Raw genomic sequence first — 25366 nt, 5'->3', positions numbered from 1 at the left:
GGAGAAGCTGAAATCAAATCCACCGAATCGCTTGCGCGCCGGGCGGATTTGTCTATTTGTTGAGCACAATGGCCACTGATGATTATTTAAGCTTCCTTCGCCCGGCGGAGGGTGAGCTCAGCATCGCAATCGATAAGGGTGAACGCCCGATACCGGTGCTGCTGGCGCCGCTTTCGGGTGTCACCGACCTGCACGTCCGGCGCATCGCCCGCCGGCTCGGCGCCAGCGCGGTGGTCTCCGAGATGGTGGCGGCCGCCGAACTGGCGCGCGGCGATCAGGAGGCCCAGCTGAGGGCCGAGGGCAGTGGGGTCGATCCGCACATCGTCCAGCTCGCCGGCTGCGCCCCGGAGCCGATGGCCGAAGCCGCCCGGATCGCCGAGGCGAACGGCGCCGACGTGATCGACATCAACATGGGCTGCCCGGCCAAGGTGGTCACCGGCGTCGCCTCGGGGTCGGCCCTGATGCGCGACATCGAGGGGGCGACCCGCATCCTCGCGGCGGTCCGGGGCGCGGTGCGCATCCCCGTGACGGTGAAAATGCGTCTCGGATGGGACCATGCCAATCTCAATGCGCCCGATCTGGCGCGCCGGGCCGAAGGGCTCGGGCTGAACGCCGTCACGGTGCATGGACGGACCCGGCAGCAATTCTACAAGGACCGGGCCGATTGGCGCGCGATCCGCGCCGTGGTCGAGGCCGTGGCGATTCCGGTGATCGCCAATGGCGACATCTCCACCCTGACCGAGGCGCGCACCTGTCTGGAGCGCTCCGGCGCTGCCGGGCTCATGGTCGGACGGGCAGCGGTGGGCCGGCCGTGGCTTGTCGGCGCCCTGTCGGCAGGCCTCGCCGGGCGCCCGGTGCCGACGCTGTCGAGCGCCGAGAAGGCCGCGCTGGCGATCGAGCATTACCAGGGTCTTCTCGCTCTCTACGGGCTGCGCATGGGCGTGCGCCACGCCCGCAAGCACCTCGCGGCCTACGCGGAGGCGGGCGGCGGGCTCGATGCGACAGCGCGGATGCGGCTACTCACCACCACCGACCCCGCGGTGGCGACGCACCTGCTGGCGCGCGCCTTCGAGACGCGGGACGCATGGGCGATGCCGGACACCAGCGAGGAAGCCGCATGAGCGCGGGCAAGCCGATATCCGGCCGGGGCGGCGGCCAGAAGCCCGAGGTCGTCCCGACCAACGAGGCGGTGATCAACGCCCTGCCGCTGCCGGTGCTGACGGTCGGAGCCAACGACCATATCCTGCACGTCAATCATGCGGGCGAGACGTTCTTCGATCATTCGGCCCGGCTGATGCAGCGGCGCCGCCTGTCCGACATCATCCCGTTCGCGTCGCCGATCATCGCCCTAGTGGCTGAGGTGCGTCGCCGCCGGGCCAGCGTCAGCGAGTACGGGGTCGAACTGGTGCAGCCGCGTTCGGGCCTGGAGCGCAGCGTCGACGTCTTCGCCACGCCCCTCGGCGACGACGAGGAGATCGTCGTGCTGATGCTCCAGGAACGCACCATTGCCGACAAGATGAACCGCCAGCTCACCCATCGGGGCGCCGCGCGTTCGATGGTGGCGCTCGGCGCCATGCTGGCGCACGAGATCAAGAATCCGCTCGCCGGCATCCGTGGGGCGGCGCAGCTCCTCGAGCAGTCCGGCAACGAGGACGACCGCCTGCTGACCCGGCTGATCTGCGACGAATCCGACCGGATCGTACGCATCGTCGAGCGGATGGAGCTATTCGGCGATGAGCGCCCGGTGGAGCGCGGCTCGGTCAACGTGCATGGCGTGCTCGACCAGGTGAAGCGCTCGGCCCAGTCTGGCTTCGCCCGCCATATTCGCTTCGTCGAGACCTACGACCCGTCGCTGCCGCCGGTGCTCGGCAATCGCGATCAACTCATTCAGGTCATCCTCAACCTAGTGAAGAATGCCGCCGAGGCGATCGGGGCCGATGCGGTCGATGGCGAGATCACCCTGTCGACCGCCTTCCGCACCGGCCTGCGCCTGCAGGTTCCAGGCTCGCGCGAGCGCGTGAGCCTGCCGATCGAGGTGGCGGTGCGCGACAACGGCCCTGGCGTCTCGGCGGATTTGCTGCCCGACCTGTTCGATCCCTTCGTCACGACGAAGGCGCAGGGTTCCGGCCTCGGACTTGCATTGGTCGCTAAGATCATCGGCGACCACGGCGGGATCGTCGAATGCGATCCGGTCCCGCGTCGAACCACCTTCCGCCTTCTTCTCCCCATGTCGAGCGCCCGCGACGGGCGCGAATCGTCCGCGGAGCTGTAGAGTCGCGTCATGCCCAACGGACACATCATCGTCGCGGATGACGACGCCGCCATCCGCACCGTCCTCAATCAAGCCCTGTCGCGGGCGGGCTACGAGGTCCGCTCCACCGGCAATTGCGCCACCCTCTGGCGCTGGGTCGCGGAGGGGGCGGGCGACCTCGTCATCACCGACGTGATGATGCCCGACGAGAACGTCTTCGACCTGCTCCCGCGCATCAAGCGCGTGCGCCCCGAGCTGCCGATCATCGTCATGAGCGCGCAGAATACCTTCATGACGGCGATCCGCGCCTCGGAGCGCGGCGCCTACGAGTACCTGCCCAAGCCCTTCGACCTGAAGGAGCTGATCGCGATCGTCGGACGCGCTCTGTCCCGCCCGCGCGGAACCGCGCCGGTCGGGGCCGATCCGGGCAACGAGGACATTCCGCTGGTCGGGCGCTCCCCGGCCATGCAGGAGATCTATCGGGCGCTGGCCCGGCTGATGCCGACGGACCTGACGGTGATGATCACCGGCGAGTCGGGTACCGGCAAGGAGCTGGTCGCACGGGCTTTACACGATTACGGCCGGCGCCGGACCGGCCCCTTCGTGCCCGTGAACATGGCCGCGATCCCGCGCGACCTCATCGAATCCGAGCTGTTCGGCCACGAAAAGGGGGCCTTCACCGGCGCGCTGGCGCGATCGGCCGGACGCTTCGAACAGGCCGAAGGCGGCACGCTGTTCCTGGACGAGATCGGCGACATGCCGATGGAGGCACAGACCCGCCTCCTGCGCGTGCTTCAGCAAGGCGAATACACCACCGTCGGCGGACGCGTCCCGATCAAGACCAACGTCCGCATCATCGCGGCCACCAACAAGGATCTGCGGGTCTCGATCCAGCAGGGCATCTTTCGCGAGGATCTGTTCTTCCGCCTGAACGTGGTGCCGCTGCGCCTGCCGGCCCTGCGTGAGCGCTCCGAGGACGTGCCCGACCTGATCCGCCACTTCTTCATCCTGGTGGAGCGCGAGGGCCTGAGCCGCAAGCAGCTCGATGGCGAGGCGATGGAGCGCCTGAAGCGCTATCGCTGGCCGGGCAACGTGCGCGAACTCGAGAACCTCGTCCGGCGCCTCGCTGCCCTCTACCCGCAGGAGACGATCACCGGCCCGGTGATCGAGGCCGAACTCGATACCCTCCCGCTGGCCCAGAGTCAGACGAATGGCACGGGCACCCCACGCAAGAGCAACGGTGAGTCCGAAACTTTGTCGGGCGCCGTGGAGCGGCATTTGGCCGACTATTTCAGCAATTATCGCGACACGCTGCCCCCGCCCGGACTCTACCACCGCATCCTGCGCGAGATCGAAGGGCCGCTGATCGGAGCGGCGCTCGCCGCCACGCGCGGCAACCAGATTCGCGCGGCGGAGCTGCTCGGCGTGAACCGAAACACCCTGCGCAAGAAGGTGCGGGACCTCGACCTCCAGGTGTTTCGCAACGCCCGGTGAGCACCAGAGACGCGGCGACGGCGAGTAATGCCTGCCCGTCGCTTTTCCACTTCAGCGAGGATCCGGACATCCGGGTCTTCGTACCGCGCCCGGTGCGGGTCGGCATCGACCGGGGAGCGGAGCGCGCCTGGCTGAACGGGGCTCTGGTCTGGGCGATCGATGGCGCCCACAGCCTGCTCTACCTGTTTCCGCGTGACTGCCCCAGGATCGTGATCTGGCCCACGGCCGAGACGTCGCCGGAGGACCGGGAGACGTGGTTCGGCGACGTCTCGGGCCGCGCGGTCGCCTATGTCGAGGAGGCCTGGGCGGACCGGATCGAGGCCGGCGTCCTCGAACGCTACCAGATGCCATTCGCAACGTTCGAACCCTCCGGCGAGGCCGGCACCTGGGTTTCACGCCAATCGGTCGTCCCGGACGGCCACGACACCCTGCGGGATCTGCCCGGTTCCATGGCGACGGCGGGCCTGGAACTCCGTATCCTGCCTCGCCTCACACTTCTGGCACCGATCTGGCGCTCGAGCCTCCATGCGAGCGGGCTGCGTCTGCGCAATGCGCGGGACTGGGTGACGCCTGAAGGCGGACCGCCGAAACCGATCGGTCCCGACCGTTAGACCGGGCGCTTCGAATGTACGATTGCATCTCCGTCTCTCGGCAAGCCTGATCGGTAAGCTTCATGCGGCACTAGGCGATCACCCTCGGATTGCTGCAAGGGGAGCACGCTCCTCCAGCCTGCGAAACGGGAACACTCCATGGCCATCGTCGAGACAGTGGCGGACCTCGAGACCATCTACGGTGCCTGGGACGCTGTCTCCGAGGCCTCCACCGCTAAGGTGGCCGACCACATCACGCCGCATTACCGCCGCTTCATCGAGGTCTCGCCCTTCGCGAGTCTCGCCACCGTGGGTCCGGAAGGCCTGGATTGCTCGCCCCGGGGTGACCGGCCTGGATTCGTACGCGTCGCCGATGCCCGTACGCTCCTCCTGCCGGATCGCCGCGGCAACAATCGGATCGACAGCCTGCGCAACGTCGTGCGGGACTCGCGGGTTGGCCTGATGTTCCTGATCCCCGGCATCGGCAATGCCCTACGGGTGAACGGACGTGCGGTGATCGAGGACGATCCGGCCCTGCTCGCCACGTTCGCCGTCGAGGACAAGGCACCCCGGACCGTGATGGTGATCACCGTCCACGAGATCTACTTCCAGTGCGCCCGCGCCCTGGTACGATCCGGCCTGTGGCGGCAGGAGAGCCACGTGGACCCGACGTCGCTTCCCTCACCGGGGCAGATCTTGGCCGAACGCAGCGAGGGCCGGGTGGGCGGCGAAACCTATGACAGAACCTGGGGCGAACGCGCCCGCCAGACGATGTGGTGAACGCGAGCTCTTGCTCATTTACCCAGCCAAAATCCTGCACCCAGCCAAAATCCTGGCTGATTCCCCGAGGAAGGCGCGGACGGGCTCCCCCATCCGCGCCTGTCCCAGCCTTAATCAAGCCAGCGCGGGCTTGCCGACTAGGATCGGAGCCTCGACTTCGCCGAGCCAGCGCCGACGCATCGGCTTGAGCACGAAGTAGGCGAGGATCGCGGTCAGCACATCGAGCGTGATGATGATCGCGAAGACCGGCAGCCACGAGCCCTGCACGGCATAGATCCAGGCCGCGATCGGGCCGCCGAAGAGCGAACCGATCCCCTGAGCCATGTAGAGGAAGCCGTAATTCGTCGTGGCGTGCTTGGTGCCGAAGGTGTCGGTGAGGATCGACGGGAACAGCGAGAAAATCTCGCCCCAGGCGAAGAACACGACACCGGAGAGCAGCGCGAACGCGTAGGCGTTCTCGCGGAAGACCAGCAGCAATGCGATCGCCACCGCTTCCGCCGCGAAGGCGATACCCATGGTGTTTTCGCGACCGATCTTGTCCGAGACCCATCCGAAGAACGGGCGGGTCAGACCGTTGGTGATGCGGTCGAAGGTCAGCGCGAAGGGGAGGGCGACGAATCCGAAGATGATCGCATCGGCCACGCCGAAGTCGCGGGCGAAGGAGGCGAAGTTCGCCACCACCATCAGGCCACCGGTCGACATCATCGTCATCATGACGAACATCAGCCAGAAGAGCGGCGTCCGCAGCATCACCCGCGGGGGCGTATCATGGACGCAGGTCGAGAGATTGACCGCCGGGGACGGCAGCACCTCACCGGCGCGCGGCGCGCGCAGGCCCAGGGCCGCCAGGGCCCCGATCGCCCCGAGCACGATGCCGAACACCGTGAGCGTGTGGCGGTAGCCCGAGGCGGTGAGCATGTCGCTGATCGGGAAGGTGCTCAGCATGGCGCCCATGCCGTAGCCGGCTGCCACGACGCCGACGGCGAAGCCGCGCCGGTCCGGAAACCACTTCACCATCAGGCCGACGATGCCGACATAGACGATGCCGGTGCCGAGGCCGCAGAACAGGCCGTAGGTCGCATAGACGCCCAGCAGGGTATCGACCCGGGCCGCCAGCACCCAGCCGAGGCCGGACAGGGCTGCGCCGAGCGCGATCATCAGCTTGGGGCTGAACCGGTCGATCAGGTAGCCCTGCACCGGCGAGAAGAAGGTCTGCAGCACGATCAGGATCGTGAAGGTCCACTGGATCTGCGGCAGCGTTGCGCCGGTGGTCGCGATCAGCGGTTTGGTGAACAGGGTCCAGACATATTGCGGACTGGAGATCGCCATCATGGCGACGAGGCCGAGGCCGAGCTGGATCCAGCGTTGGCGGGAGAGGTTCGTATCCATTATTCGCTCCTTGCGACGCGAACCGCTTCGCAAGGACGATGCCAGGTTGATGCGTGGTAAGTCTTTGCCACACAACGTGTTCGCGAAGAGGGCCTTTGGTTACAGCCCCTCCGAGCCTCCGTCCGATCGGGGATCGTGAACAGCGGCGATCGACCCGTTGCCCGGATGGCGGATCAGCATGCCAGCATGCCCGAGGGAGTCGATATAGGCGCCGCCGAGTTCCTCGATGTCGTGTCCGAGGCTGCGTAGGGCCGCGATGCAGGCCGGATCGAAGCGGTCCTCGACCTTTACGGACAGCGATTCCGCGCCCCAGGTGCGGCCGTAGAGAAGGCGGGGTGCATCGACCGCTGCGGCCGGGCTCATGCCGTAATCCGCGTAGCGGACGAAGATCTGCGACTGGAATTGCGGCTGTCCGTCGCCACCCATGCTGCCATAGGCCATGACGCGGCCATCATCGAAGCAGGCCAACGCCGGGATCAGGGTGTGGAACGGCCGACGGCCGGGCTCCAGCGGGTTCACCGCCTTCGGGTTGAGGGAGAACGAGGTTCCGCGATTCTGCCAGTGGATTCCGGTCTTGGGCAGGACGATTCCGGAGCCGTATTCCCAGTAGATCGACTGGATGTACGACACCGCGAGGCCGTCACGGTCGATCGCCCCCATCCAGACCGTATCGCCCTCTCCGGGGTTGCGCAGGGGCACCGACGCGGCGCGGCGCATATCGATCTGGGCCGCTTCGCGGTCGAGGGATTCGGGCGTCAGGAAACTGGCCGGGTCGACGTTCAGGCGATCGTAATCGGTGACGATCCGGTCGCGGATCGCGAAGGCCCGCTTCGTTGCCTCGATCAGCCCGTGATAATGCGCGGTGGTCTCCGGCCGGTCGATCCGCAGGCGATCGAAGATGCCGAGAATCAGCAGGGCGGCGATGCCCTGGGTCGGCGGCGGGAAGTTATAGAGCATTGCGTCCCGGCGGCGGATCGAGAGCGGCGTGCGCTCGCGGGGCGCGTAAGCCTCGAGATCGGCCCGGGTGACCGGGGTTCCGAGCGTCTCCAGGTCCGCGGCGATCTCGCGGCCGAGATCGCCGCGGTAGAAATCGTCGAGCCCCGCATGGGCGAGGTGATCCAGCGTCGCGGCCAGGGCAGGCAGCTTGCGGATCGCCCCGGCCGCGTAGGGCTTGCCGCCGTCGAGGAACGTCTCGGCGAAGTGAGGCTGGTCGTGCAGCGTATCGAGTTCCTTCGGCACGTAACGCGCTTCCGAGGGCGAGACCGCGACGCCGTCCCGGGCATGGCGGATGGCGTCCGCCAGCAGCGTGTTCAGGGGCAGGCGTCCGCCCAGAGCCTTCGACAGGTCGAGGGCGAGGCGCCAACCACCGATGGCACCCGCCACCGTCAGGGCCGCGTCGGGCCCACGCGACGGCAGCACCTCGTAGCCCTGCTCGCGGTAGCGCTGGATCGTGGCTTTGCGGCCGGCGGGACCGCAGGCCTCGATCCCGCGCACCCGGCCGCCGCGCTCGCGCACCAGCCAGAAGCCATCGCCGCCGATGCCGTTCATATGCGGGTAGACCACGGCGATCGCCGCGGCCATGGCGGTCATCGCCTCGATGGCGTTCCCCCCCTGCGCCAGGACGTGCTGCCCGGCCTGGGCCGCGAGACGGTGAGGCGCCGCAACGGCGGCCGTGGCGAAGACGGGCGTGTCTGACATTCTGATCTCTGCGCGATGACGAACGGAAGAATAATGTATTTTTACGCTACGACGAATGGGTGCGGACCCCGCTTCGGGCTGAGCGTTTGGCCGGCGCGCTGGTGGTTTGCGCAGCGATCCATGCCCCATCCGTATTAATTTCGCCACACTGTTGTGGCGACGCATCAGCCATGCCGTGGCTTCGATCTTCCAGCACTTCGGCCCCCTCTGCAGAGGGGGCGAGCCCTCCCGAGCCGGGGCAGGCCAACGGGTCCGACCGGCTCGAGAGCGCCGTGCGGGTGCCCCCGCGTGGCCCCGGGCTGATCGGCGCCCTGGTGGTGATCACAGCCCTGATTTCGGCCATCGCAACCTTCCTGATCCTGGCGGGGATCATTCAGGTCATCCGGACGCCGACCCTCGGGCTGACGCTGCTCGGCATCAACGTGTTCCTCGTCCTCGGGCTGGTGGTGATCATCGCCTGGGAGGCGCGGGTCTTCCTCTATGCCCGACGTACCAATGCGGCGGTGGCCCGCCTGCACACCCGCATCGTCGGCCTGTTCAGCATCATCGCGATCCTGCCTACGCTTCTGCTGGCGGTGGTGGCGGCGATGACCATCAATCTCGCCCTCTCCCTCGGCTTCACCGACCGCGTCCGGGACGTGGTGCTGAAATCGGTCGAGGTCGCTGACGCTTACCAGGAGAACCAGTGCCAGAGCCTGGCGCGCGAGATCCGCATCCTGACGGACGACCTGACCCGGGCACGCCCGAACTTCGACGTGAACCGGACGTGGTTCGAGAGCTTCCTGACCACGCGGGCCACCGCGCTCGGCCTGCCCGTGGCCGAGATCATGCGCGGCCCGACCGAGGTGGTCGCCCGGGCCAAGATCGACATCCTGAAGGACCGCCGCCTGCCCTCGGCAGCGGCCTTCGAAGACGCGGCGAAGTCCCCCGATCCGATCTGCCTGGTGCCGAACGAGGGCCGGGTCTTCGCCGCACTCCTGCGGATGCCGGCCTATGACGGTGCCGTGCTGCTGGTGCAGCGGGAGGTGAGCCAGCTCGCGGTCGAGTTTCCCGGCGTGTCGCGGGCGGCGGCGGCGGAATACCTGACCTACGACTCGTTGAAGCGCTCGATCCAGCTCACCTTCGCGCTGGTCTTCGTGCTTATCGCGCTGATCGCGCTGCTCTCGGCGGTGTGGTTCGGCCTCAACTTCGCCAATCGCTTCGTCGCGCCGATCCGGCGCCTCATCAACGCGGCCGATCAGGTCGCGTCCGGAAACTTCTACGCCCAGGTGCCGGCCCGGAAGAGCGACGGAGACCTCGCGCACCTGTCCGAGAGCTTCAACAAGATGACCCAGGAGCTGCGCCGACAGCACGACGGGCTCACGGCGGCGAGCGACCTCATCGACCGCCGGCGCCGGTTCACGGAGGCCGTGTTGTCCGGTGTATCGCCGGGCGTGCTCGGCGTCGACGCGGCGGGCCATGTCACCATCGCCAACCCGTCGGTGGAGCGCACGCTGGGGCTGACCGCCGACGAGATCGTCGGCAAGCCTCTGACCCAGGCCGTGCCCGAACTGCAGGCGCTGTTCCCGGAAGGCGGCGAGGCGCGCCTGCGCACCCTGCAGCAGCAGATCCAGCTCACCCGCGACGGGCGCGAGCGCACCGTGACGGTCCGGGTGACCAGCGAGCAGGCCCAGGGCGGTGCGCGCGGCTTCGTGGTGACCCTGGACGACATCACCGACCTCGTCGCGGCCCAGCGGACCTCGGCCTGGGCCGACGTCGCCCGGCGCATCGCCCACGAGATCAAGAATCCGCTGACCCCGATCCAGCTCTCGGCCGAGCGCATCCGGCGCAAGTACGGCAAGGTCATCACCACCGACAAGGATATCTTCGACCAGTGCACGGCGACGATCGTGCGTCAGGTCGACGAGATCAAGCGCATGGTCGACGAGTTCTCGTCCTTCGCGCGGATGCCCAAGCCCGCCATCGCCCGGAACGATCTCAGCGAGATCACCCGGCAGAACCTCTTCATGATGCGGGTGGCCCATCCCGATCTCGATTTCTCCTTCGCGGAGGAGGGCGGTCAGCCGATCCTGGCGGCCTTCGACATCCGGCTCCTGTCGCAGGCCATCACCAACATCCTGAAGAACGCCGTCGAGGCGGTTCAGGCGGTTCCCGAAGCCGATCTCGGCAAGGGCCGGGTCGATGTCCGCCTCGTGCCCGAGGACGGATTCGTGGTCATCGAAGTGACGGACAACGGCAAGGGATTTCCGGCCGAGGGGCGCCAGCGGCTGCTGGAGCCCTATATGACCACCCGCGAGGGTGGCACCGGCCTGGGGCTGGCCATCGTCAGCAAGGTCCTCGAAGAGCATGGCGGCGGGATCGAATTGAACGACAATCCGGAAGGCCGGGGCGGACGGGTGCGGCTGCGCGTGCCGCTCGAAACCTCTGGTGACGCCACCGACCCAACGACGCCGGGGGGCAAACCCTCCGTGCAGGATGAGAAGGGTGCCGCGCGGACGGCCCCCCCAATCGCGGAGATCCATTCATGAGCGCCGATATCCTGATCGTCGACGACGAAGCCGACATCCGCGACCTCGTCGCCGGCATCCTCGACGACGAAGGGCACCGCACCCGGACGGCCGGCGGTTCCGACGAAGCCCTGGCGGCCATCGAATCGCGCCGGCCGCATCTGGTCTTCCTCGACATCTGGCTACAGGGCTCGCGCCTCGACGGCCTTCAAGTGCTGGACCAGATCAAGGCCGGCCATCCGGACCTGCCCGTGGTGATGATCTCGGGCCACGGCAACATCGAGACCGCGGTCGCGGCGATCAAGGCGGGCGCCTACGACTTCATCGAGAAGCCGTTCAAGGCGGACCGGCTGATCCTGGTGGCCGAACGCGCCCTGGAGGCTTCTCGCCTCAAGCGCGAAGTCCGCGACCTGAAGGCTCGCTCGGGGCAGGCGAGCCGCCTCGTCGGCGCCTCCGTGGTCGTCAACCAGTTGCGCCAGACCGTGGAGCGCGTCGCGCCGACCAACGCTCGGGTGATGATCCTCGGCGCGCCGGGCTCCGGCAAGGAACTGTCGGCGCGCACGCTCCACGCCCTGTCGACCCGCGCCAGCGGGCCCTTCGTGGTCATCAACGCGGCCACGATCACGCCGGACACCATGGAGGCCGAGCTGTTCGGCGTCGAGGCCGGCGAAGGACGGGTGCGCCGCGTCGGCGCCCTGGAAGAGGCGCATGGCGGCTCCCTCTACATCGACGAAGTCGCCGACATGCCGCGCGAGACGCAGAACCGCATCCTGCGCGTCCTCGTCGATCAGAACTTCCAGCGGGTGGGCGGCACCGCCCGGGTTCACGTCGACGTGCGTATCATCTCGTCGTCCTCGCGCGACCTCGCCGAGGAGATCGCGGGCGGCCGATTCCGGGAGGACCTGTTCCACCGGCTCTCGGTGGTGCCCATCCGGGTGCCGTCGCTGTCCGAGCGGCGCGAGGACGTGCCGGAGCTGATCTCGTTCTTCATGGAGCAGATTTCGGGGGCCACCGGCCTGCCGCGCCGGCGCATCGCCGAGGATGCGATGGCGGTGCTGCAATCGCACGATTGGCCGGGCAATATCCGGCAGCTGCGCAACAACGTCGAGCGCCTGATGATCCTGACCCATACCGATCCGGATCAGGAGGTCACTTCGGAGATGCTGCCGACCGAGATCGGCGCCCTGGTGCCCACGACACCGAACGGCTCGGGCGGCGAGAAGCTGATGAGCCTCGCCTTACGCGAAGCACGCGAGATCTTCGAGCGGGAGTACCTGGTGGCCCAGATCGCCCGGTTCTCGGGCAACATCTCTCGCACGGCGGAGTTCATCGGGATGGAACGCTCCGCGCTCCACCGGAAACTCAAGTCGCTCGGCATCGGCCCCTGAGAACACGCGCGCGATGCACTTGCATCGGGGGCGGGATACACGTGTAATGTTGCGGGATCGGCATGTGACGTCGGGTGCGCCCGATTCGTGTCGAGACCAACGATGAGAACCCGCTACGACGGCGGGCGGCGATGCGAACCAAGGATAAGAAAAAATGGCGGGCGAACGCGCTCAGAACCTCCAGGACACGTTCCTGAACCATGTTCGCAAGAACAAGATTCCGCTCACGATCTTCCTCGTCAATGGCGTGAAACTTCAGGGCGTCGTGACGTGGTTCGACAACTTCTGCGTTCTGCTGCGGCGAGACGGTCATTCACAACTCGTCTACAAGCACGCGATCTCCACCATTATGCCGGGACATCCTGTTCAGCTCTTCGAGCCCGACGAAACGGCCCCCGACAAGGTGTGAGCCCAGCACATTTGATTGGCGCAGCAGTGAAACGTTTGTCGCGCCCTTGTCTGTGGCCGGCGAACGCCCATTGTCCTGAGGACAGGCCGAGCCTGACGACACGGTAAGACAGGGCGGATCAAAGGACTTGATGACTGAACCGATGACGGCCGGCGAAGCCCGGCTCCAGGCGATGGCCGCTCCCGAGGGTGACATCGCGGCGGCCACTCACACTCTCGTCGTCGGCCCCTATCTCGGCCGGGCCGCGGCGGCACGCAACACCACGGGCCACACGCCCGAGATCCTGCGATCCACCGATGCCCGCCTGGACGAGGCTGCTGGCCTCGCCGCCGCGATCGAGCTCGACGTGGTCGAGGCGATCGTCGCCCCGGTGCAGCGGATCCGCCCCTCGACCTATCTCGGCAAGGGCCGCGTCGAGGAACTCGCAGGCGTGATTCGCGCCCGCGAAATAGGCCTGGTGGTGATGGATTGCGCCCTCTCCCCCGTGCAGCAACGGAACCTGGAAAAGGCTTTCGGCTGCAAGGTCATCGACCGCACCGGGCTGATTCTCGAGATCTTCGGGCGACGGGCTTCGACCCGCGAGGGCACGCTGCAGGTCGAGCACGCGCATCTCGCCTACCAGAAGAGTCGTCTCGTGCGGTCCTGGACCCACCTCGAACGCCAGCGCGGCGGATTCGGCTTTCTCGGCGGCCCCGGTGAGACCCAGATCGAAGCCGATCGGCGCATGATTCAAGAGCGGATGACCAAGATCGAGCGCGAGCTCGACAGCGTGACCCGCACGCGCGGCCTGCACCGTCAGAGCCGGGCGCGGGTTCCGTATCCGATCGTCGCCCTCGTCGGCTACACCAATGCGGGCAAGTCGACGCTGTTCAATACCCTCACCAAGGCCCAGGTGATGGCGCAGGATATGCTGTTCGCGACCCTGGACCCGACTGCGCGGGCCACCAAGCTTCCGCATGGCGAGACCGTGATCCTGTCGGACACGGTCGGTTTCATCTCGGAACTCCCGACCTCGCTGATCGCCGCCTTCCGCGCCACGCTGGAGGATGTGATCCACGCCGACATCCTGCTCCACGTCCGGGACGTCTCGCACGGGGACAGCGAGGCCCAGGCGGAGGATGTGGGCTCCGTGCTGCGGGAGCTCGGGATCGAGACTTCCGCCGCGCGGATCATCGAGGTCTGGAACAAGGCCGACCTGCTCGACGGGGACGAGCGCACCCGCCTGCTCAACCTCAGCGGCCAGGGCCGCAGCGATCGCGACAGCGACGCGCCGGTTCTCGTCTCCGCGGTGACCGGCGAGGGCCTGGGAGTCCTGACGGCCCGGATCGAGGCGCGGATCGCGCGCCAGCGCTCGACCTTCGCGGTGGTCCTGCCACCGGAGGACGGCGCAGCCCTGCACTGGCTCTACGAGAACGCCGAAGTGCTCGATCGGCGCGAGGAGGAGGGCGGTACCATGCACCTCGCGATCCGCATTGCACCCGAGAAGGAGCCGCGCTTCCTCAACCGATTTGAAGGCGCCCGCCGTCTCAACCGGGTCGGCTGAGCGACCCGCACGGAACAGTCATGAAAAACGCCCGCGATCCCGATGGGTCGCGGGCGTTTTCCTATGCTTCGGACGGGATCGAAATGCCCGATCAGGGCTGCAGGACACCGTTAATGACGTGGATGACGCCGTTCGACTGCATGACGTTGGCAGTGGTCACGGTAGCGGTGCTGCCCTTGGCGTCGGTCACGTAGACCTTCTTGCCCTTGCTCTGAACGACGAGCGGCTCACCCTGGACCGTCTTCAGCTGCGCTTCGCCGCCGCCATCCTTGGCGAGCTTCATCAGATCCTTCGCGGTGTAGACACCCGGGACCACGTGATAGGTCAGGATCTGGGTGAGAGTAGCCTTGTTCTCGGGCTTCACCAGGGTCTCGACCGTGCCGGCCGGCAGCTTGGCGAAGGCGGCGTTGGTGGGCGCGAAGACGGTGAACGGACCGGGGCCGGACAGGGTATCGACGAGACCGGCAGCCTTCACGGCGGCGACCAGCGTGGTGTGATCCTTCGAGTTCACCGCGTTCTCGACGATGGTCTTCGAGGCGTACATCGGCGCACCGCCGACCATCGGATTCTTCGCGAGAGCCGGGGACGCGACGCCGACGGAGCAGGCGAGGACGACGGCGGCGAACGTTGACGCGATCGGGCGACGGGCGTGACGGTTGATCATGAAGCGCTTCCTCTGAAAACGGGTGCCCCTTCGAGGGGGTCTTGCTCCGTTACGGGATGCAACCGGCGAAAGTTTCAGGGACGCGCCGGCTTCCGATAGAAATCATCGACTCCAATGCCGTATCGGCGCCGGTTTCTCCGGGCGTTGCGGTGTCCGCCGAACATGCGAAAGCCCGCCCGACACTGAAGTCGGACGGGCTTTGCCTATGTCATGCAGCGGCGAAGCCAGGCCTCGCCGCCGATGTCCAGATCAGTACTTGCGGATGATCGGCGCAGCGACGGCGGCGACCGGGGTCGGCGAGTACAGCGGCACGATCAGGCGGCCCGAGATCTCGGTGCTGTCGAAGCTGGCAGCGCTACGAGCGACGGTGCGGGCGACGTAGACCTGACCGGTAGCGAAACCGAAGTCGTAGCCGACGAGGCCACCCATCAGGAACCGGCCGCGATCACCCTGAGCAGCGTTGATGAGGTTGCCGGCCTTGGCGCTGATGTCGAAGTTGTAGGTACCGTAGGCGATGGCGCCGATTTCGAACTTGCCGAACTTCTTGGTCGCGGTCAGGTCGAGGTTCAGCGAGTCAGACAGGGAGTAGGACTGCGTGAAGCCGCCGAGACCAATGTTGCGAACGCCACCGAAGTTGGAGGGCGAGTCGTAGATGTTGGCGGTCAAGTTGGCAGTCAGGTTGTAGCCGTCGCCAGTGTAGCTTGCAGCAACGCCGAACCGGTAAGTGTTCGATGAAAGCTGCGGAAGAACTGCACCACCGCCGGCGCCAGGACCAACGAAGTTCGGAGCAGCGAGAGCACCATTCCTCGTTGTCAGAACACCACGATCGCCGTTCAGCTCGTTGAGGTAGACACCGCCGAGCAAGCTGACGCCGAAGTTATTGCCGAGATCGAAGGCCCAGATGCCACCAACGAAGGTACCGACATTGATCGACAGGTCACGCAGGTTGGAGCCGCTCTTGCCGAAGGCGAACACGGTCGGGGGCGCAACGAGCAACTCGACGCGGCCGCCGAGCGGAACCAGCGGGGTCGACCAGACCAGCACCGGGATGTTCACCCCGACGTCGACCGGCGACGGGTTGTCGCGCATCTGGTACACGAAGGTATTCAGGGCGTAGATGCCCTCGGGCAGCGGCGCACCGGTGGCGAGGCCGACCTGCTCACCCGGAACCGTGGTGCTCTGCGCGTAGGAGGCGGTGGCAGTCATGCTGGCGGTGAGCGCGAGCGCTCCGGCAACGAGCCAGTTCTTCGACATCTTATTCATTCCTTCCCAAGGATTTCAGGCGTCCGCCACGCAGCCGTCCGAACCATTCTGCCGATGCGCCGCTTGTGTGCGGCTTGTTTGCAGTGGATCCGGCGGCCCCCCTTGCGGCCCGTTTTCAAGTCTCAACGTCGAGAACTATTCTACAGGACGCCGCAGAAGGACAGCGGAATGCTTGGAAACGGGGCAGTTCGACCCTGACCGTTGCTCAAAAGTCGCATTTTCGGTGCAGTGCAGCGGAAGGAATTGTTAACCATTTGAGCAGGTTGGCGCGGCTATTTGAGCGCCCGTGCGAGCCAGCATCGGCAAAATACCGCTGGGCTCTCAACCTGTTATGGTCTGGCTTGGGCGTCAGGAGCTTCCGGCAAAGGACCTTTGGCCAATGCGCAGTTGGCGTAGCCCCCGTACCCCGATTGGTGCGGTTGGGCTCGGCCATGACGCTGTGCCGAGCTGCTTTTGCCCCTCCGACACGGACGAATCAGGGCCGCCTTCCCCGGGTCATGCGCAAATCCGGGCTCGCAGTTCGTCTACTCGGCAGCGGCACGTCCCTTGACGAGAGCCGCAGCGGGACGGCGGGCCAGGACGTCGCGCAGGAATCGACCGGTATGGCTCGCGCGGGACTTGGCGATCTGCTCGGGCGTTCCTTCAGCCACCACGACGCCACCGCCGCCGCCGCCTTCGGGCCCCATATCGATGACCCAGTCGGCCGTCTTGATGACTTCGAGGTTGTGCTCGATGACCACGACGGTGTTGCCCTGGTCGACGAGCTCATGGAGCACCTCCATCAGCTTTGCGACGTCGTGGAAGTGCAGTCCCGTCGTCGGCTCGTCGAGGATGTAGAGCGTGCGCCCGGTGGCGCGCTTCGACAGTTCCTTCGACAACTTGACCCGCTGCGCCTCGCCGCCCGACAGGGTGGTCGCCTGCTGCCCGACCTTGACGTAGCCGAGACCGACCCGCGCCAGGGTCTCCATCTTCTCGCGGATCGTCGGCACCGCCTTGAACAGGTCGGCCGCCTCCTCGACGGTCATGTCGAGCACGTCCGCGATCGAATGGTCGCGATACTTCACCTCCAGGGTCTCACGGTCGTAGCGGCGGCCCTTGCAGACGTCGCAGGTCACGTAGACATCCGGCAGGAAATGCATCTCGATCTTGATGACGCCGTCGCCGGAGCAGGCTTCGCAGCGTCCGCCCTTCACGTTGAAGGAGAAGCGCCCGGCCTGGTAGCCGCGCGCCTTGGCTTCCGGCAGGCCGGCGAACCAGTCACGGATCGGCGTGAAGGCTCCCGTGTAGGTCGCGGGGTTGGAGCGCGGGGTGCGCCCGATCGGCGACTGGTCGATGTCGATGACCTTGTCGAGGTGCTCCAGCCCGTCGAGGCGTTCGTAGGGCGCCGGATGCTCGAGGGCTCCGTTCAGTGACTTCGCCACAGCCTTGTACAGCGTGTCGATGATCAGGGTGGATTTGCCGCCGCCTGAGACGCCCGAGATGCAGGTGAAGGTTCCGAGGGGGATGTCCACGGAGACGTTCTTCAGATTGTTGCCGCGGGCGCCGATCAGGCTCAGCGTGCCCTTTCGTCCCTTGCGACGCGCCTTCGGAACCCGCACGCTCATCTCGCCGGTGAGATATTTGGCGGTGAGCGAGTTCGGGTTCTTCAGAACCTCCGCGGGTGTGCCCTGGGCGATGATCCGTCCGCCATGGATGCCGGCGCCGGGGCCGACATCGACGATGTAGTCCGCTTGCAGGATCGCGTCCTCGTCGTGCTCGACCACGATCACGGAATTGCCGAGGTCGCGCAAGCGCTTCAGGGTGCCGAGCAGGCGTTCGTTGTCGCGTTGATGCAGGCCGATCGAGGGTTCGTCCAGCACGTAGAGTACGCCGGTGAGCCCGGAGCCGATCTGCGAGGCGAGGCGGATTCGCTGGCTCTCGCCGCCGGAGAGCGAGCCGGAGCCGCGCGCCAGCGTCAGGTATTCGAGGCCGACATCGATCAGGAAGGTCAGACGGTCGCGAATTTCCTTGAGGATGCGGAAAGCGATCTCGTTCTGCTTGTCGGTGAGCTTACCCGGCAGATCCGAGAACCAGGCATGGGCGTCGCGCACGGACAGCGCGGTGATTTCGCCCACATCCTGCATCGCGACCTTGACCGAGAGCGCTTCGAGCTTCAGGCGCTTGCCGCCGCAGGTGGCGCAGGGCGTCTCGCTCATGAAGCGCGCGATCTCCTCGCGGGAGGTATCGCTCTCTGTCTCCTTGTAGCGCCGCTCGAGATTCGGGATCACGCCCTCGAACGGCTTGTTGACCTCGTAGGCCCGCATCCCATCATCGTAGGCGAAGCGCACCGCCTCGTTCTGCGTCCCATAGAGGACGACCTCGCGGGCTTTGGCGGGCAGGTCGCTCCACGCGGTCGTGGTCTTGAACCCGTAATGGCGCGCCAGCGCGTCGAGGGTCTGTCCATAATAGGGCGACGTCGATTTCGCCCAGGGACCGACAGCGCCGCGTTTGAGGCTTAGCTTGGCGTCAGAGATGACGAGTTCCGGGTCGATCCGCATTTCATGGCCGATGCCGCCGCAGGTCGGGCAGGCACCGAACGGATTGTTGAACGAGAACAGACGCGGCTCGATCTCCGCGATGGTGAAGCCGGAGACCGGACAAGCGAAGCGCGACGAGAAGGTGATGGGCTCGCGCGGGGCTTCGCCCTCCGGCGCGTCGGCAAACTCGATCAGGGCGATGCCATCGGCCAGTTCCAGGGCGGTCTCGAACGAATCGGCCAAGCGCGCGGCGATGTCAGGCCGGACCACGATCCGATCCACCACAACGTCGATGTCGTGCTTGAGCTTCTTGTCGAGCTTCGGCGCGTCGTCGATGGGGTAATACTCCCCGTCAATGCGCAGGCGCTGGAATCCCTTCTTCTGGAACTCCGCGATCTCCTTGCGGTACTCGCCCTTGCGGCCTCGAATTACCGGCGCGAGCAGGTAAAGCCGGCTCTTTTCCGGTAGGGCCAGCACGCGGTCGACCATCTGGCTGACAGTCTGGCTCTCGATCGGCAGGCCAGTCGCAGGCGAGTAGGGAATGCCGACCCGCGCCCACAGGAGCCGCATGTAATCGTAGATCTCGGTGACGGTGCCGACCGTCGAACGCGGGTTCTTCGATGTGGTCTTCTGCTCGATCGAAATGGCCGGTGAGAGGCCGTCGATCTGATCGACATCGGGCTTCGACATCATCTCCAGGAACTGCCGCGCATAGGCCGAGAGCGATTCGACGTAGCGGCGCTGCCCCTCCGCATAGATCGTGTCGAAGGCGAGCGACGACTTCCCGGAGCCCGACAAACCGGTGAAGACCACCAGCCGATCCCGCGGGATCGTCAGGTCGATATTTTTCAGGTTGTGCTCGCGCGCGCCGCGCACCGAAATGACCCGCGCATCGCGCGCCGCCGCCCCGTCGAACAATGCCTCGATCTTGGCTTCGACCTTCTCGGCCTCGGCTTGCGATTTCTTGGCGGCGGCTTTGGCTTTGGCCATGGAGTCTCTTCGGAAGGTCTGCGGTGCGGGACCCGGCACGTCTCGGAACGACCCGTTCGCCGCATGTCGGGCGCAAGGCAACCGCGGGCAAGGCGCACACCGCGCATATCGGCTCTTCAACTAGAACAAAAAGCGTACAACCACAATATCGGCGGCCTCCGCGAGAGACCGAGCCGGATCAGGGGAACAGCAGTCGATCGACATGCCGGTTTCGTTGTCTCCGCTGCGCCGTCTCGAATCCGACGAATGCCAGATGCAGCCCAGTCTCCGCCTGACGCATCAGGGTCACGACCAGGGGTAAGGTCGGCGGCCCTTCCGGGGCTCCAGTTATGAGCGACCACACGGAAGACGCCAGGTTCTTGGAGGGAGCAACCCAGAGTTCGCGGAACGCAAACGGCTCATCATTACCAAATTTGTGTCAGATATGACCAAATTTTCATCATATGATAGCAATGCAACGCAACCTTTACCCGATGGATGAAACCATCGCTGCATCGTCTTGCAAGCAGGTTCGTCTGATGTCCGTCAGTTTCATTTCATCGCTGCGCTTCCGAATCCTGCTTGTTGCACTCGCTCCCTGTCTCGCCTTCGCGGTGGTGGTGGGTCTTGCCATCACCGAGCGGATGAGCCTGCGATCTCAGATGGTGCAGGTCGAGGATCTTGTCGGGATGGCGGGTCGGATCAGTGCTTTGGTGCACGAGACCCAGCGGGAACGTGGAGCCTCCAGTCTCTTCCTCGGCGCGAAGGGCACCAAGTTCCGGGCGGAACTGGATGCGCAGCGCTTGCGCACCGACGCAGCCCGGACGGCCCTCGATGCAGGGCGAGCCGGCATGGATGTCGGAGCCTTCGGCGCGGGCGTCGCTCGCCGGAGCGAAGCCTTGACCGCCCAGATCGCCGCCATTGGCCCGCATCGCGCGGCGGTCGATGGCCTAACGCGCACGCCGGCCCAGAACATGGCCGCCTATTCCGGCGTGATCGCCAGCGCCCTCGACCTCGTCCGCGAAGTTTCCCAGGTGGCCGCGAGTGCCGATCTCGCCGGTCGCATCGCCGCCTATTCGTCATTTCTCGCCCTCAAGGAACTCGCAGGCCAGGAGCGCGCCACCGCCTCAGCGATCTTCGGCGCCGGACAGACCGATCTCGCGGGGCATGAGCGCTTGGCGGGCCTGAGTGCAGGCCAGACCACCTACGAATCCCTGTTCCGCCTCGGAGCAGGTTCGGCCCAGGCAGCATTGCTCGACGGCGTCAAAACGGCTGCTCCGGCCCGCGAAGTCGAGCGCCTGCGTCGCATCATTCTCGACACGATCCCGGGAACGGCCTTGTCCTTCACCGATGCACCCGCCTGGTTCGGCGTCGCCACGCAGCGGATTGACAGCCTGAAGACCATCGAAGACCGGCTCACCGCCGATCTCGGGATGGCAGCCGCGGATGCCCGCGCCGAAGCCGAGCGCAGCGTCCTGCTGTGGGTCGCGGCCGGTATCGCGACGCTGGCTCTGTCTTGCGGGCTGGCCTACGCTTTCGGAACGGCCATCGCCCGTCCCCTGACCCGGATCGCCGGCGCGCTCACGGCGATTGGCCGCGGCGAGCAGGCCGGGGCAATTCCGCGGAAGGGAGCGCGCGAGGTCCGGGCGATCGCTGCGGCGGCCATCGATTTCGAGGCCAGCGTGACCGAGCGCCGCCGCATCGCCGGGGAGGCCGACCAGTTCGCCGCGAAGGCCGCTTCGGTCCGCCGGGCCGAGATGGTCGCGCTCGCCGATCGCTTCGAAGCCCAGGCCAGCGGCATCGTGGAGGCGGTTTCGGCCGCATCGAGCCAGCTCGAGACCGCCGCCTACGCCCTCAATCAGGCCGCGAGCGACACCTCGTCCCTAAGCCAGTCGGTGGCCACGGCGTCCTCCGAGACCGCCGCGACGGCCGATACGGTCGCGGCCGCGACAGAAGAGTTGAGCGCTTCGGTGCGGGAGATCGGCAACCGCGTCGAGACCTCGACCGCCGTCGCCGGCGAGGCGGAACGCGATGCCGGCCGGATGGCCGAGGATGTGAACCGTTTGGCGCTTGCCGCCAGCAGCATCGGGGAGATCGTCGGACTGATCACCAGCATCGCCGGGCAAACCAATTTGCTGGCTCTGAACGCCACCATCGAGGCCGCCCGCGCCGGCGATGCCGGGCGCGGTTTCGCGGTGGTCGCTAGCGAGGTCAAGAATTTGGCGGCTCAGACCGCCAAGGCCACGGAGGAAATCGCCGCCAAGGTCGCCGAAATCTCGCAGTCGACGGAGGCCTCGGTCACGGCCATCGGGGGAATCACCGAAGTGATTCAGCGCCTCAACCGGATCTCCGGCGACATTTCAGCCGCAGTCGATCAGCAGGATGCCGCGACGCAGGAAATCGCCCGGAATACCGTGCGAACCTCGGAGGGCACGCGCGCCGTGTCCGGCCACATTGCAGGTGTTCGCGAAGCGGCGGAAGCGGCGCGTAGCGGCTCTTCCCAGGTTCTATCGGCGGCAAGCGATCTGGCGCGTCAGGCCTCAGACCTACGTCGCGAGGTAACGGGCTTCCTGGCCAGCGTCAGGGCAGCGTGACCCTGCCGAAACTTTCAGTCCGGTCTAGCGAGCGGTCGTCCACGGATTGATCACCCGCATTGCCGTCAGTTCGGTCTTGGCTTGCGGTTCGGTATTGGCCGGCATGACCTTGCGCGCTTGCTGCATCATCTTCCGGGCTTGATCCGCCGGCATCGCTCCGATGGGCAGCATCATCGCTGTCAACTGGGTGCGCGTACGCCGATCGATGAAGTCGGACCGACCGATGCTGGCAAAATCGGCTGCCGTATGCCGGTCGTCAGTGCGGCCGACGAAGACCTTGGGTCCGTCCTTCATCACCACGATATCACCGGGCCGAAGCGTCTCGTCCCGCATGAAGGCAGCGGCCGGTCCGGCTGTCATGTCGATCGGAGTCTGGCGGTCCGTCACCTTGATCTTGAGGGGCTCCGATTTCGGCAGGGCCGCATAGCGGATCTTCGGACGCTGGCGCCCGGCATGGGCTGCCCGCCGAATGGAGCGTCGCGCCTGTCCGTAATCGAAATCCGGCGCGGGCGCCGGTGCGACTTGCTGGACGGGGCGGGCAGGCGCAAACAGCAGATCGAACAATCCACCTTCGGCGCTCTGGGCCTGGGCCGGCAGAGTCAGCATCAGCATGCCGAAAGCAGGGGCGATCACAGCGCGCGACGCAGCTGGCAGCGAGATCGTCGGCATCGAAGTCTCCGATGAGGGCGCCCGGCCGCGTGCCGAGATGATCCCTTAACAAAAGCACAACCTGAACAGTTCCAGGGTTTTCAAAACATGGTGAGGATGGCGGCAAGATCTCACGAGTATGGTTGCAAAGCCCCAACGAGAATAAAATCCGACGCTTCGTGCCGGGTCAGGAAACACTCCTGATGGTGGCTAGCGAACGTCTGATCCCGCGCCCTCATCAACAGGCGGCCAGCGCAGCAATCCTGGCCGCGCGGAACGCGGGGCGTTCGGGTTTTCTGCTCGGAGACATGACGGGGCTCGGCAAAACTCTGTCGGTCTGGTGCGCTGTCGCCGCCATGCCGGAGCGCGAGGTGCTGATCGTCTGTCCCAAAGGCGCGATGCCTCAGTGGCGGCGGACCATCGCCCTGTCGGGCCTCGCCGAGAAGGACGTGACCCTGGCGAACTACGAGCGGACCAAGGGCCTGATGGCGCCTCCGCCGCCGAGCAATCGGCGCTCGACCCGGGCCAGGAACAATGCGCTGGCCAAGCACGGGATGCCGAAACGCGCATGGTCCCTGGTGGTCTTCGACGAGAGCCACCGCATCCGCAATCCCTACGCCCAGCAGAGCCTCGTCTGCCGACAGATCGCGGAGGGTGCGGCCTTCACGATCTATCTCAGCGCTACAGCGGGCCAAGCCCCGCACGAACTCTCGTATCTCGGCCGTCTGCTCGGCGAGGCCGCCGGCCAGCCGACCGGGACACTGGCCGAGTTCCGCACGCTGATGCAGCATCTCGGCATCGGCCGTGCCAAGGGGCGCTGGACCAACTGGTCCTGGGAGGCAAACCCGCGCGACTGTACGATCATGGCCGACCTCCTGTTCAAGGGTGATCGAGCGATCGGGCTTCGGCGGCGACCGGGTGACATCGCCGGTTGGCCGGAGGTGCAGCGTGCCCTCAGCGCAGTCGCCCTCAGCCCCGCCGAGCGCCGGCTCTACGACTCCACCTGGCGGGAATTCCGCCGCGAATGGGGGCTGCTGGGTGGCAGTACCCGCAAGCCAGCGGGCTGGGCCGCCGACCTGCGCTTTCGCCAGAAGGCCAGCTTGCTCCGGGTATCGGGAACCACGGGCTTCGCCGACCTCCTGATGGAAGAGGGCCATGCGGTGGCGATCTCGGTCGCTTTCCTGGAGACGGCCGCCGCGCTGGTCGAGGCGCTGCGGACAGCCGGCTGGCGGGCGGAGACGATCACCGGCACCCAGTCGGGCGAGGCCAACGAGGCGGCACGTCTCGCCTTCCAGACCGGCGGGCTCGATGCCATCGTCTTTACCGTCACCGAATCGATCTCGCTCCACGCCGGCGAGCTGCCGGGTGGCGAGCGGCCCCGTGCTCTGATCGTCCACGACCTGCGCCACAGCGCGATTCAGCTCGCCCAGATTGAGGGCCGCTGCCATCGAGATGGGCAGAAGGCGACGATCTACTATGCCCTGGCCGAAGGCACCGTGGAGGAGAGCATCGCCACCACCGTCGTCGGTCGGATGGCCTCGATGGAGGCGATGGCCGGTGAGGACACCGCACTCCTCGATGCGATCGCCCTTGCCCTGTCCGAAACGCGGGATGCGGAAGCCGCCTGACCGAATCGCGGCTGGCTGGAACGGGATCGAACCGTCACGGTTGTGGCCTTCGAGGTCCGGCGCATGCAGGATGCTTCGGCCAACGAAAAGGACTCGCCCCGATGGCCCCACCGACGCCGAGCCTCGGACGCCTGATCAGCGAGGGCCTGCGCCACGGCGGAGATCTCGTGGGGCAGGAACTCGAACTGATGCGCCGGGAGACGGATGGCAACATCCGCGCCATCCTGGGCGTGTTCGCCTGCTTCGGTACAGCCGTCATCCTGCTGGTGGCTGCGTTGGCGATGGTGCTCGTGGCTCTGGTGAAGGGTCTGGCGGCTCTGATCGGGTCGGAAATCCTGGCGGCGCTGATCGTCGGTGCCCCGTTTGCGGCCGTTGCCCTGATCCTGATGATGCTCGGACTGCGTCGGATGGACCGCTCGAACCTGCTTCCGCGCCGATTCGAGCGTCAGATCGAGAAGGATGCCACCTTGATGACCGCCCGGAACGACGACTGAGCCTTACATACGAGGTCTGCCGGCCGGCGTCGCAGCACCGAGCAGAGCGTCCTTGTCGACGCCGAGCGCAGTTGCAATCTCAGCCAGCGCCACATGCTCGAGCTCGCTGATCCCGGCCTGATCGGCGACATCCGCCGCGATCAGGAACACGCTGGTCCGCTGGGCAACGTCCCGCTCGGCGATGGCCGAGACGAAGCTCAGGTTCTCCGCGCGCCCAGCCCGCGTCCGCGCGCGGGCAATGCCCTCGAACAGCTCCGATTCCAGCTTCAACGTGTCGTAGCCCCGCTCCAGGATCGGATTGGAACGCATGCCGGCGAGCGCTGCCTCGATCTCCTCCTCGTCGATTTCGTAATCCGCCAGGATCACATTGGCCGAGGCCGAGACCGCTGCCTCCATCAGGGGGCGGTCGCCGAGAAAGGCCCCCATGGTCTGGGAGAAACGCCCGACGAACTCTTGAAACACACCCATTCGTTTCCCCGAACACCTGGCGTTCCGCCTGCGTCGCCCTGGCTGGACCGTCGCATGGCAGATCGACCGCATC

Annotated in this window: 19 protein-coding genes; 12 read left to right on the top strand and 7 right to left on the bottom strand. The window is 66.4% G+C overall.

The features are described 5' to 3' along the window. Positions 1 to 68: 68 nt before the first annotated feature. From dusB to ACV7NL_RS21770, 5 genes are all read left to right on the top strand, one after another. On the top strand, positions 69 to 1121 hold the full coding sequence (dusB, locus tag ACV7NL_RS21790; RefSeq protein WP_463356854.1) for a tRNA dihydrouridine synthase DusB: 1053 nt from the start codon (positions 69 to 71) through the stop codon (positions 1119 to 1121). After that, entirely contained in the window at positions 1118 to 2272 is a 1155-nt protein-coding gene (locus tag ACV7NL_RS21785) for a two-component system sensor histidine kinase NtrB (RefSeq protein ID WP_056183484.1), read from the top strand. The genes dusB and ACV7NL_RS21785 overlap by 4 nt, the downstream gene beginning before the upstream one ends. A 9-nt stretch (positions 2273 to 2281) precedes the next feature. Next, positions 2282 to 3745 carry a nitrogen regulation protein NR(I) gene (gene ntrC, locus ACV7NL_RS21780; protein WP_463356853.1) on the top strand — a complete coding sequence of 488 codons (1464 nt, stop codon included), beginning with the start codon at positions 2282 to 2284 and terminating at the stop codon, positions 3743 to 3745. Next, the gene (locus ACV7NL_RS21775) at positions 3742 to 4356 is read left to right on the top strand and encodes a DUF6886 family protein (RefSeq protein WP_463356852.1); all 615 of its coding nucleotides are present in this window, start codon (positions 3742 to 3744) and stop codon (positions 4354 to 4356) included. The genes ntrC and ACV7NL_RS21775 overlap by 4 nt, the downstream gene beginning before the upstream one ends. A gap of 138 nt (positions 4357 to 4494) precedes the next feature. Continuing rightward, the gene (locus ACV7NL_RS21770) at positions 4495 to 5115 is read left to right on the top strand and encodes a pyridoxamine 5'-phosphate oxidase family protein (protein ID WP_056481530.1); all 621 of its coding nucleotides are present in this window, start codon (positions 4495 to 4497) and stop codon (positions 5113 to 5115) included. Positions 5116 to 5229: 114 nt separating this feature from the next. On the opposite strand, the gene oxlT is transcribed toward ACV7NL_RS21770, so the two are convergent. Further along, positions 5230 to 6504 carry an oxalate/formate MFS antiporter gene (gene oxlT / locus ACV7NL_RS21765; RefSeq protein WP_463356851.1) on the bottom strand — a complete coding sequence of 425 codons (1275 nt, stop codon included), beginning with the start codon at positions 6502 to 6504 and terminating at the stop codon, positions 5230 to 5232. Positions 6505 to 6603: 99 nt separating this feature from the next. Beyond that, positions 6604 to 8202 (bottom strand): gamma-glutamyltransferase family protein, encoded by a 1599-nt coding sequence (locus ACV7NL_RS21760; RefSeq protein WP_463356850.1) that lies wholly within the window; start codon positions 8200 to 8202, stop codon positions 6604 to 6606. Positions 8203 to 8372: 170 nt separating this feature from the next. On the opposite strand from ACV7NL_RS21760, the gene ACV7NL_RS21755 reads away from it, so the two are divergent. The 4 genes from ACV7NL_RS21755 (at position 8373) to hflX (ending at position 14049) form a co-directional block, all read left to right on the top strand. Then, complete coding sequence (locus ACV7NL_RS21755) at positions 8373 to 10730, top strand: sensor histidine kinase NtrY-like (protein WP_056183338.1); 2358 nt, start codon at positions 8373 to 8375, stop codon at positions 10728 to 10730. Then, complete coding sequence (gene ntrX / locus ACV7NL_RS21750) at positions 10727 to 12097, top strand: nitrogen assimilation response regulator NtrX (protein WP_247634541.1); 1371 nt, start codon at positions 10727 to 10729, stop codon at positions 12095 to 12097. The genes ACV7NL_RS21755 and ntrX overlap by 4 nt, the downstream gene beginning before the upstream one ends. A 154-nt stretch (positions 12098 to 12251) precedes the next feature. Further along, complete coding sequence (gene hfq, locus ACV7NL_RS21745) at positions 12252 to 12506, top strand: RNA chaperone Hfq (protein ID WP_056183333.1); 255 nt, start codon at positions 12252 to 12254, stop codon at positions 12504 to 12506. Positions 12507 to 12636: 130 nt separating this feature from the next. Then, positions 12637 to 14049, top strand: coding sequence for a GTPase HflX (gene hflX, locus ACV7NL_RS21740; protein WP_056183331.1), 1413 nt, complete (start codon positions 12637 to 12639; stop codon positions 14047 to 14049). 91 nt (positions 14050 to 14140) lie between these two features. On the opposite strand, the gene ACV7NL_RS21735 is transcribed toward hflX, so the two are convergent. The 3 genes from ACV7NL_RS21735 to uvrA form a co-directional block, all read right to left on the bottom strand. Continuing rightward, entirely contained in the window at positions 14141 to 14713 is a 573-nt protein-coding gene (locus tag ACV7NL_RS21735; protein ID WP_082503755.1) for a fasciclin domain-containing protein, read from the bottom strand. Positions 14714 to 14962: 249 nt separating this feature from the next. Next, the gene (locus tag ACV7NL_RS21730) at positions 14963 to 15967 is read right to left on the bottom strand and encodes a transporter (RefSeq protein WP_463356849.1); all 1005 of its coding nucleotides are present in this window, start codon (positions 15965 to 15967) and stop codon (positions 14963 to 14965) included. Between the two features lie 533 nt (positions 15968 to 16500). Then, a complete protein-coding gene (gene uvrA / locus ACV7NL_RS21725) occupies positions 16501 to 19482 on the bottom strand; it encodes an excinuclease ABC subunit UvrA (protein WP_463356848.1) in 2982 nt (993 codons plus the stop codon). 518 nt (positions 19483 to 20000) lie between these two features. Between uvrA and ACV7NL_RS21720 the strand changes: the two genes are divergently transcribed. Continuing rightward, on the top strand, positions 20001 to 22055 hold the full coding sequence (locus ACV7NL_RS21720) for a methyl-accepting chemotaxis protein (protein ID WP_463356847.1): 2055 nt from the start codon (positions 20001 to 20003) through the stop codon (positions 22053 to 22055). A gap of 24 nt (positions 22056 to 22079) precedes the next feature. Here ACV7NL_RS21720 and ACV7NL_RS21715 read toward each other — a convergent pair whose 3' ends face one another. Then, complete coding sequence (locus tag ACV7NL_RS21715; protein ID WP_463356846.1) at positions 22080 to 22724, bottom strand: hypothetical protein; 645 nt, start codon at positions 22722 to 22724, stop codon at positions 22080 to 22082. A gap of 182 nt (positions 22725 to 22906) precedes the next feature. Between ACV7NL_RS21715 and ACV7NL_RS21710 the strand changes: the two genes are divergently transcribed. Beyond that, complete coding sequence (locus ACV7NL_RS21710) at positions 22907 to 24331, top strand: SNF2-related protein (RefSeq protein ID WP_463356845.1); 1425 nt, start codon at positions 22907 to 22909, stop codon at positions 24329 to 24331. Between the two features lie 101 nt (positions 24332 to 24432). Beyond that, positions 24433 to 24825 (top strand): phage holin family protein, encoded by a 393-nt coding sequence (locus ACV7NL_RS21705; protein WP_463356844.1) that lies wholly within the window; start codon positions 24433 to 24435, stop codon positions 24823 to 24825. Between the two features lie 3 nt (positions 24826 to 24828). On the opposite strand, the gene ACV7NL_RS21700 is transcribed toward ACV7NL_RS21705, so the two are convergent. Further along, positions 24829 to 25293 carry a hypothetical protein gene (locus tag ACV7NL_RS21700; RefSeq protein ID WP_056183320.1) on the bottom strand — a complete coding sequence of 155 codons (465 nt, stop codon included), beginning with the start codon at positions 25291 to 25293 and terminating at the stop codon, positions 24829 to 24831. Positions 25294 to 25366 lie beyond the last annotated feature (73 nt).

It is taken from the genome of Methylobacterium sp. Ger2507 (assembly GCF_055231875.1).
The sequence above is the reverse complement of the archived record's forward strand: the minus strand, read 5'-3'. Positions and strand labels throughout refer to the sequence as shown.

Coding starts and splice junctions, on each gene's coding strand:
- ACV7NL_RS21730 (WP_463356849.1), bottom strand. CDS start 15,967: ATGTCGAAGAACTGGCTCGTTGCCGGAGCGCTCGCGCTCACCGCCAGC.
- ACV7NL_RS21710 (WP_463356845.1), top strand. CDS start 22,907: ATGGTGGCTAGCGAACGTCTGATCCCGCGCCCTCATCAACAGGCGGCC.
- ntrX (WP_247634541.1), top strand. CDS start 10,727: ATGAGCGCCGATATCCTGATCGTCGACGACGAAGCCGACATCCGCGAC.
- hfq (WP_056183333.1), top strand. CDS start 12,252: ATGGCGGGCGAACGCGCTCAGAACCTCCAGGACACGTTCCTGAACCAT.
- ACV7NL_RS21760 (WP_463356850.1), bottom strand. CDS start 8,202: ATGTCAGACACGCCCGTCTTCGCCACGGCCGCCGTTGCGGCGCCTCAC.
- ACV7NL_RS21770 (WP_056481530.1), top strand. CDS start 4,495: ATGGCCATCGTCGAGACAGTGGCGGACCTCGAGACCATCTACGGTGCC.
- ACV7NL_RS21700 (WP_056183320.1), bottom strand. CDS start 25,293: ATGGGTGTGTTTCAAGAGTTCGTCGGGCGTTTCTCCCAGACCATGGGG.
- ACV7NL_RS21715 (WP_463356846.1), bottom strand. CDS start 22,724: ATGCCGACGATCTCGCTGCCAGCTGCGTCGCGCGCTGTGATCGCCCCT.
- hflX (WP_056183331.1), top strand. CDS start 12,637: ATGACTGAACCGATGACGGCCGGCGAAGCCCGGCTCCAGGCGATGGCC.
- ACV7NL_RS21735 (WP_082503755.1), bottom strand. CDS start 14,713: ATGATCAACCGTCACGCCCGTCGCCCGATCGCGTCAACGTTCGCCGCC.
- ACV7NL_RS21720 (WP_463356847.1), top strand. CDS start 20,001: ATGTCCGTCAGTTTCATTTCATCGCTGCGCTTCCGAATCCTGCTTGTT.
- ACV7NL_RS21705 (WP_463356844.1), top strand. CDS start 24,433: ATGGCCCCACCGACGCCGAGCCTCGGACGCCTGATCAGCGAGGGCCTG.
- oxlT (WP_463356851.1), bottom strand. CDS start 6,504: ATGGATACGAACCTCTCCCGCCAACGCTGGATCCAGCTCGGCCTCGGC.
- uvrA (WP_463356848.1), bottom strand. CDS start 19,482: ATGGCCAAAGCCAAAGCCGCCGCCAAGAAATCGCAAGCCGAGGCCGAG.
- ntrC (WP_463356853.1), top strand. CDS start 2,282: ATGCCCAACGGACACATCATCGTCGCGGATGACGACGCCGCCATCCGC.
- dusB (WP_463356854.1), top strand. CDS start 69: ATGGCCACTGATGATTATTTAAGCTTCCTTCGCCCGGCGGAGGGTGAG.
- ACV7NL_RS21755 (WP_056183338.1), top strand. CDS start 8,373: ATGCCGTGGCTTCGATCTTCCAGCACTTCGGCCCCCTCTGCAGAGGGG.
- ACV7NL_RS21785 (WP_056183484.1), top strand. CDS start 1,118: ATGAGCGCGGGCAAGCCGATATCCGGCCGGGGCGGCGGCCAGAAGCCC.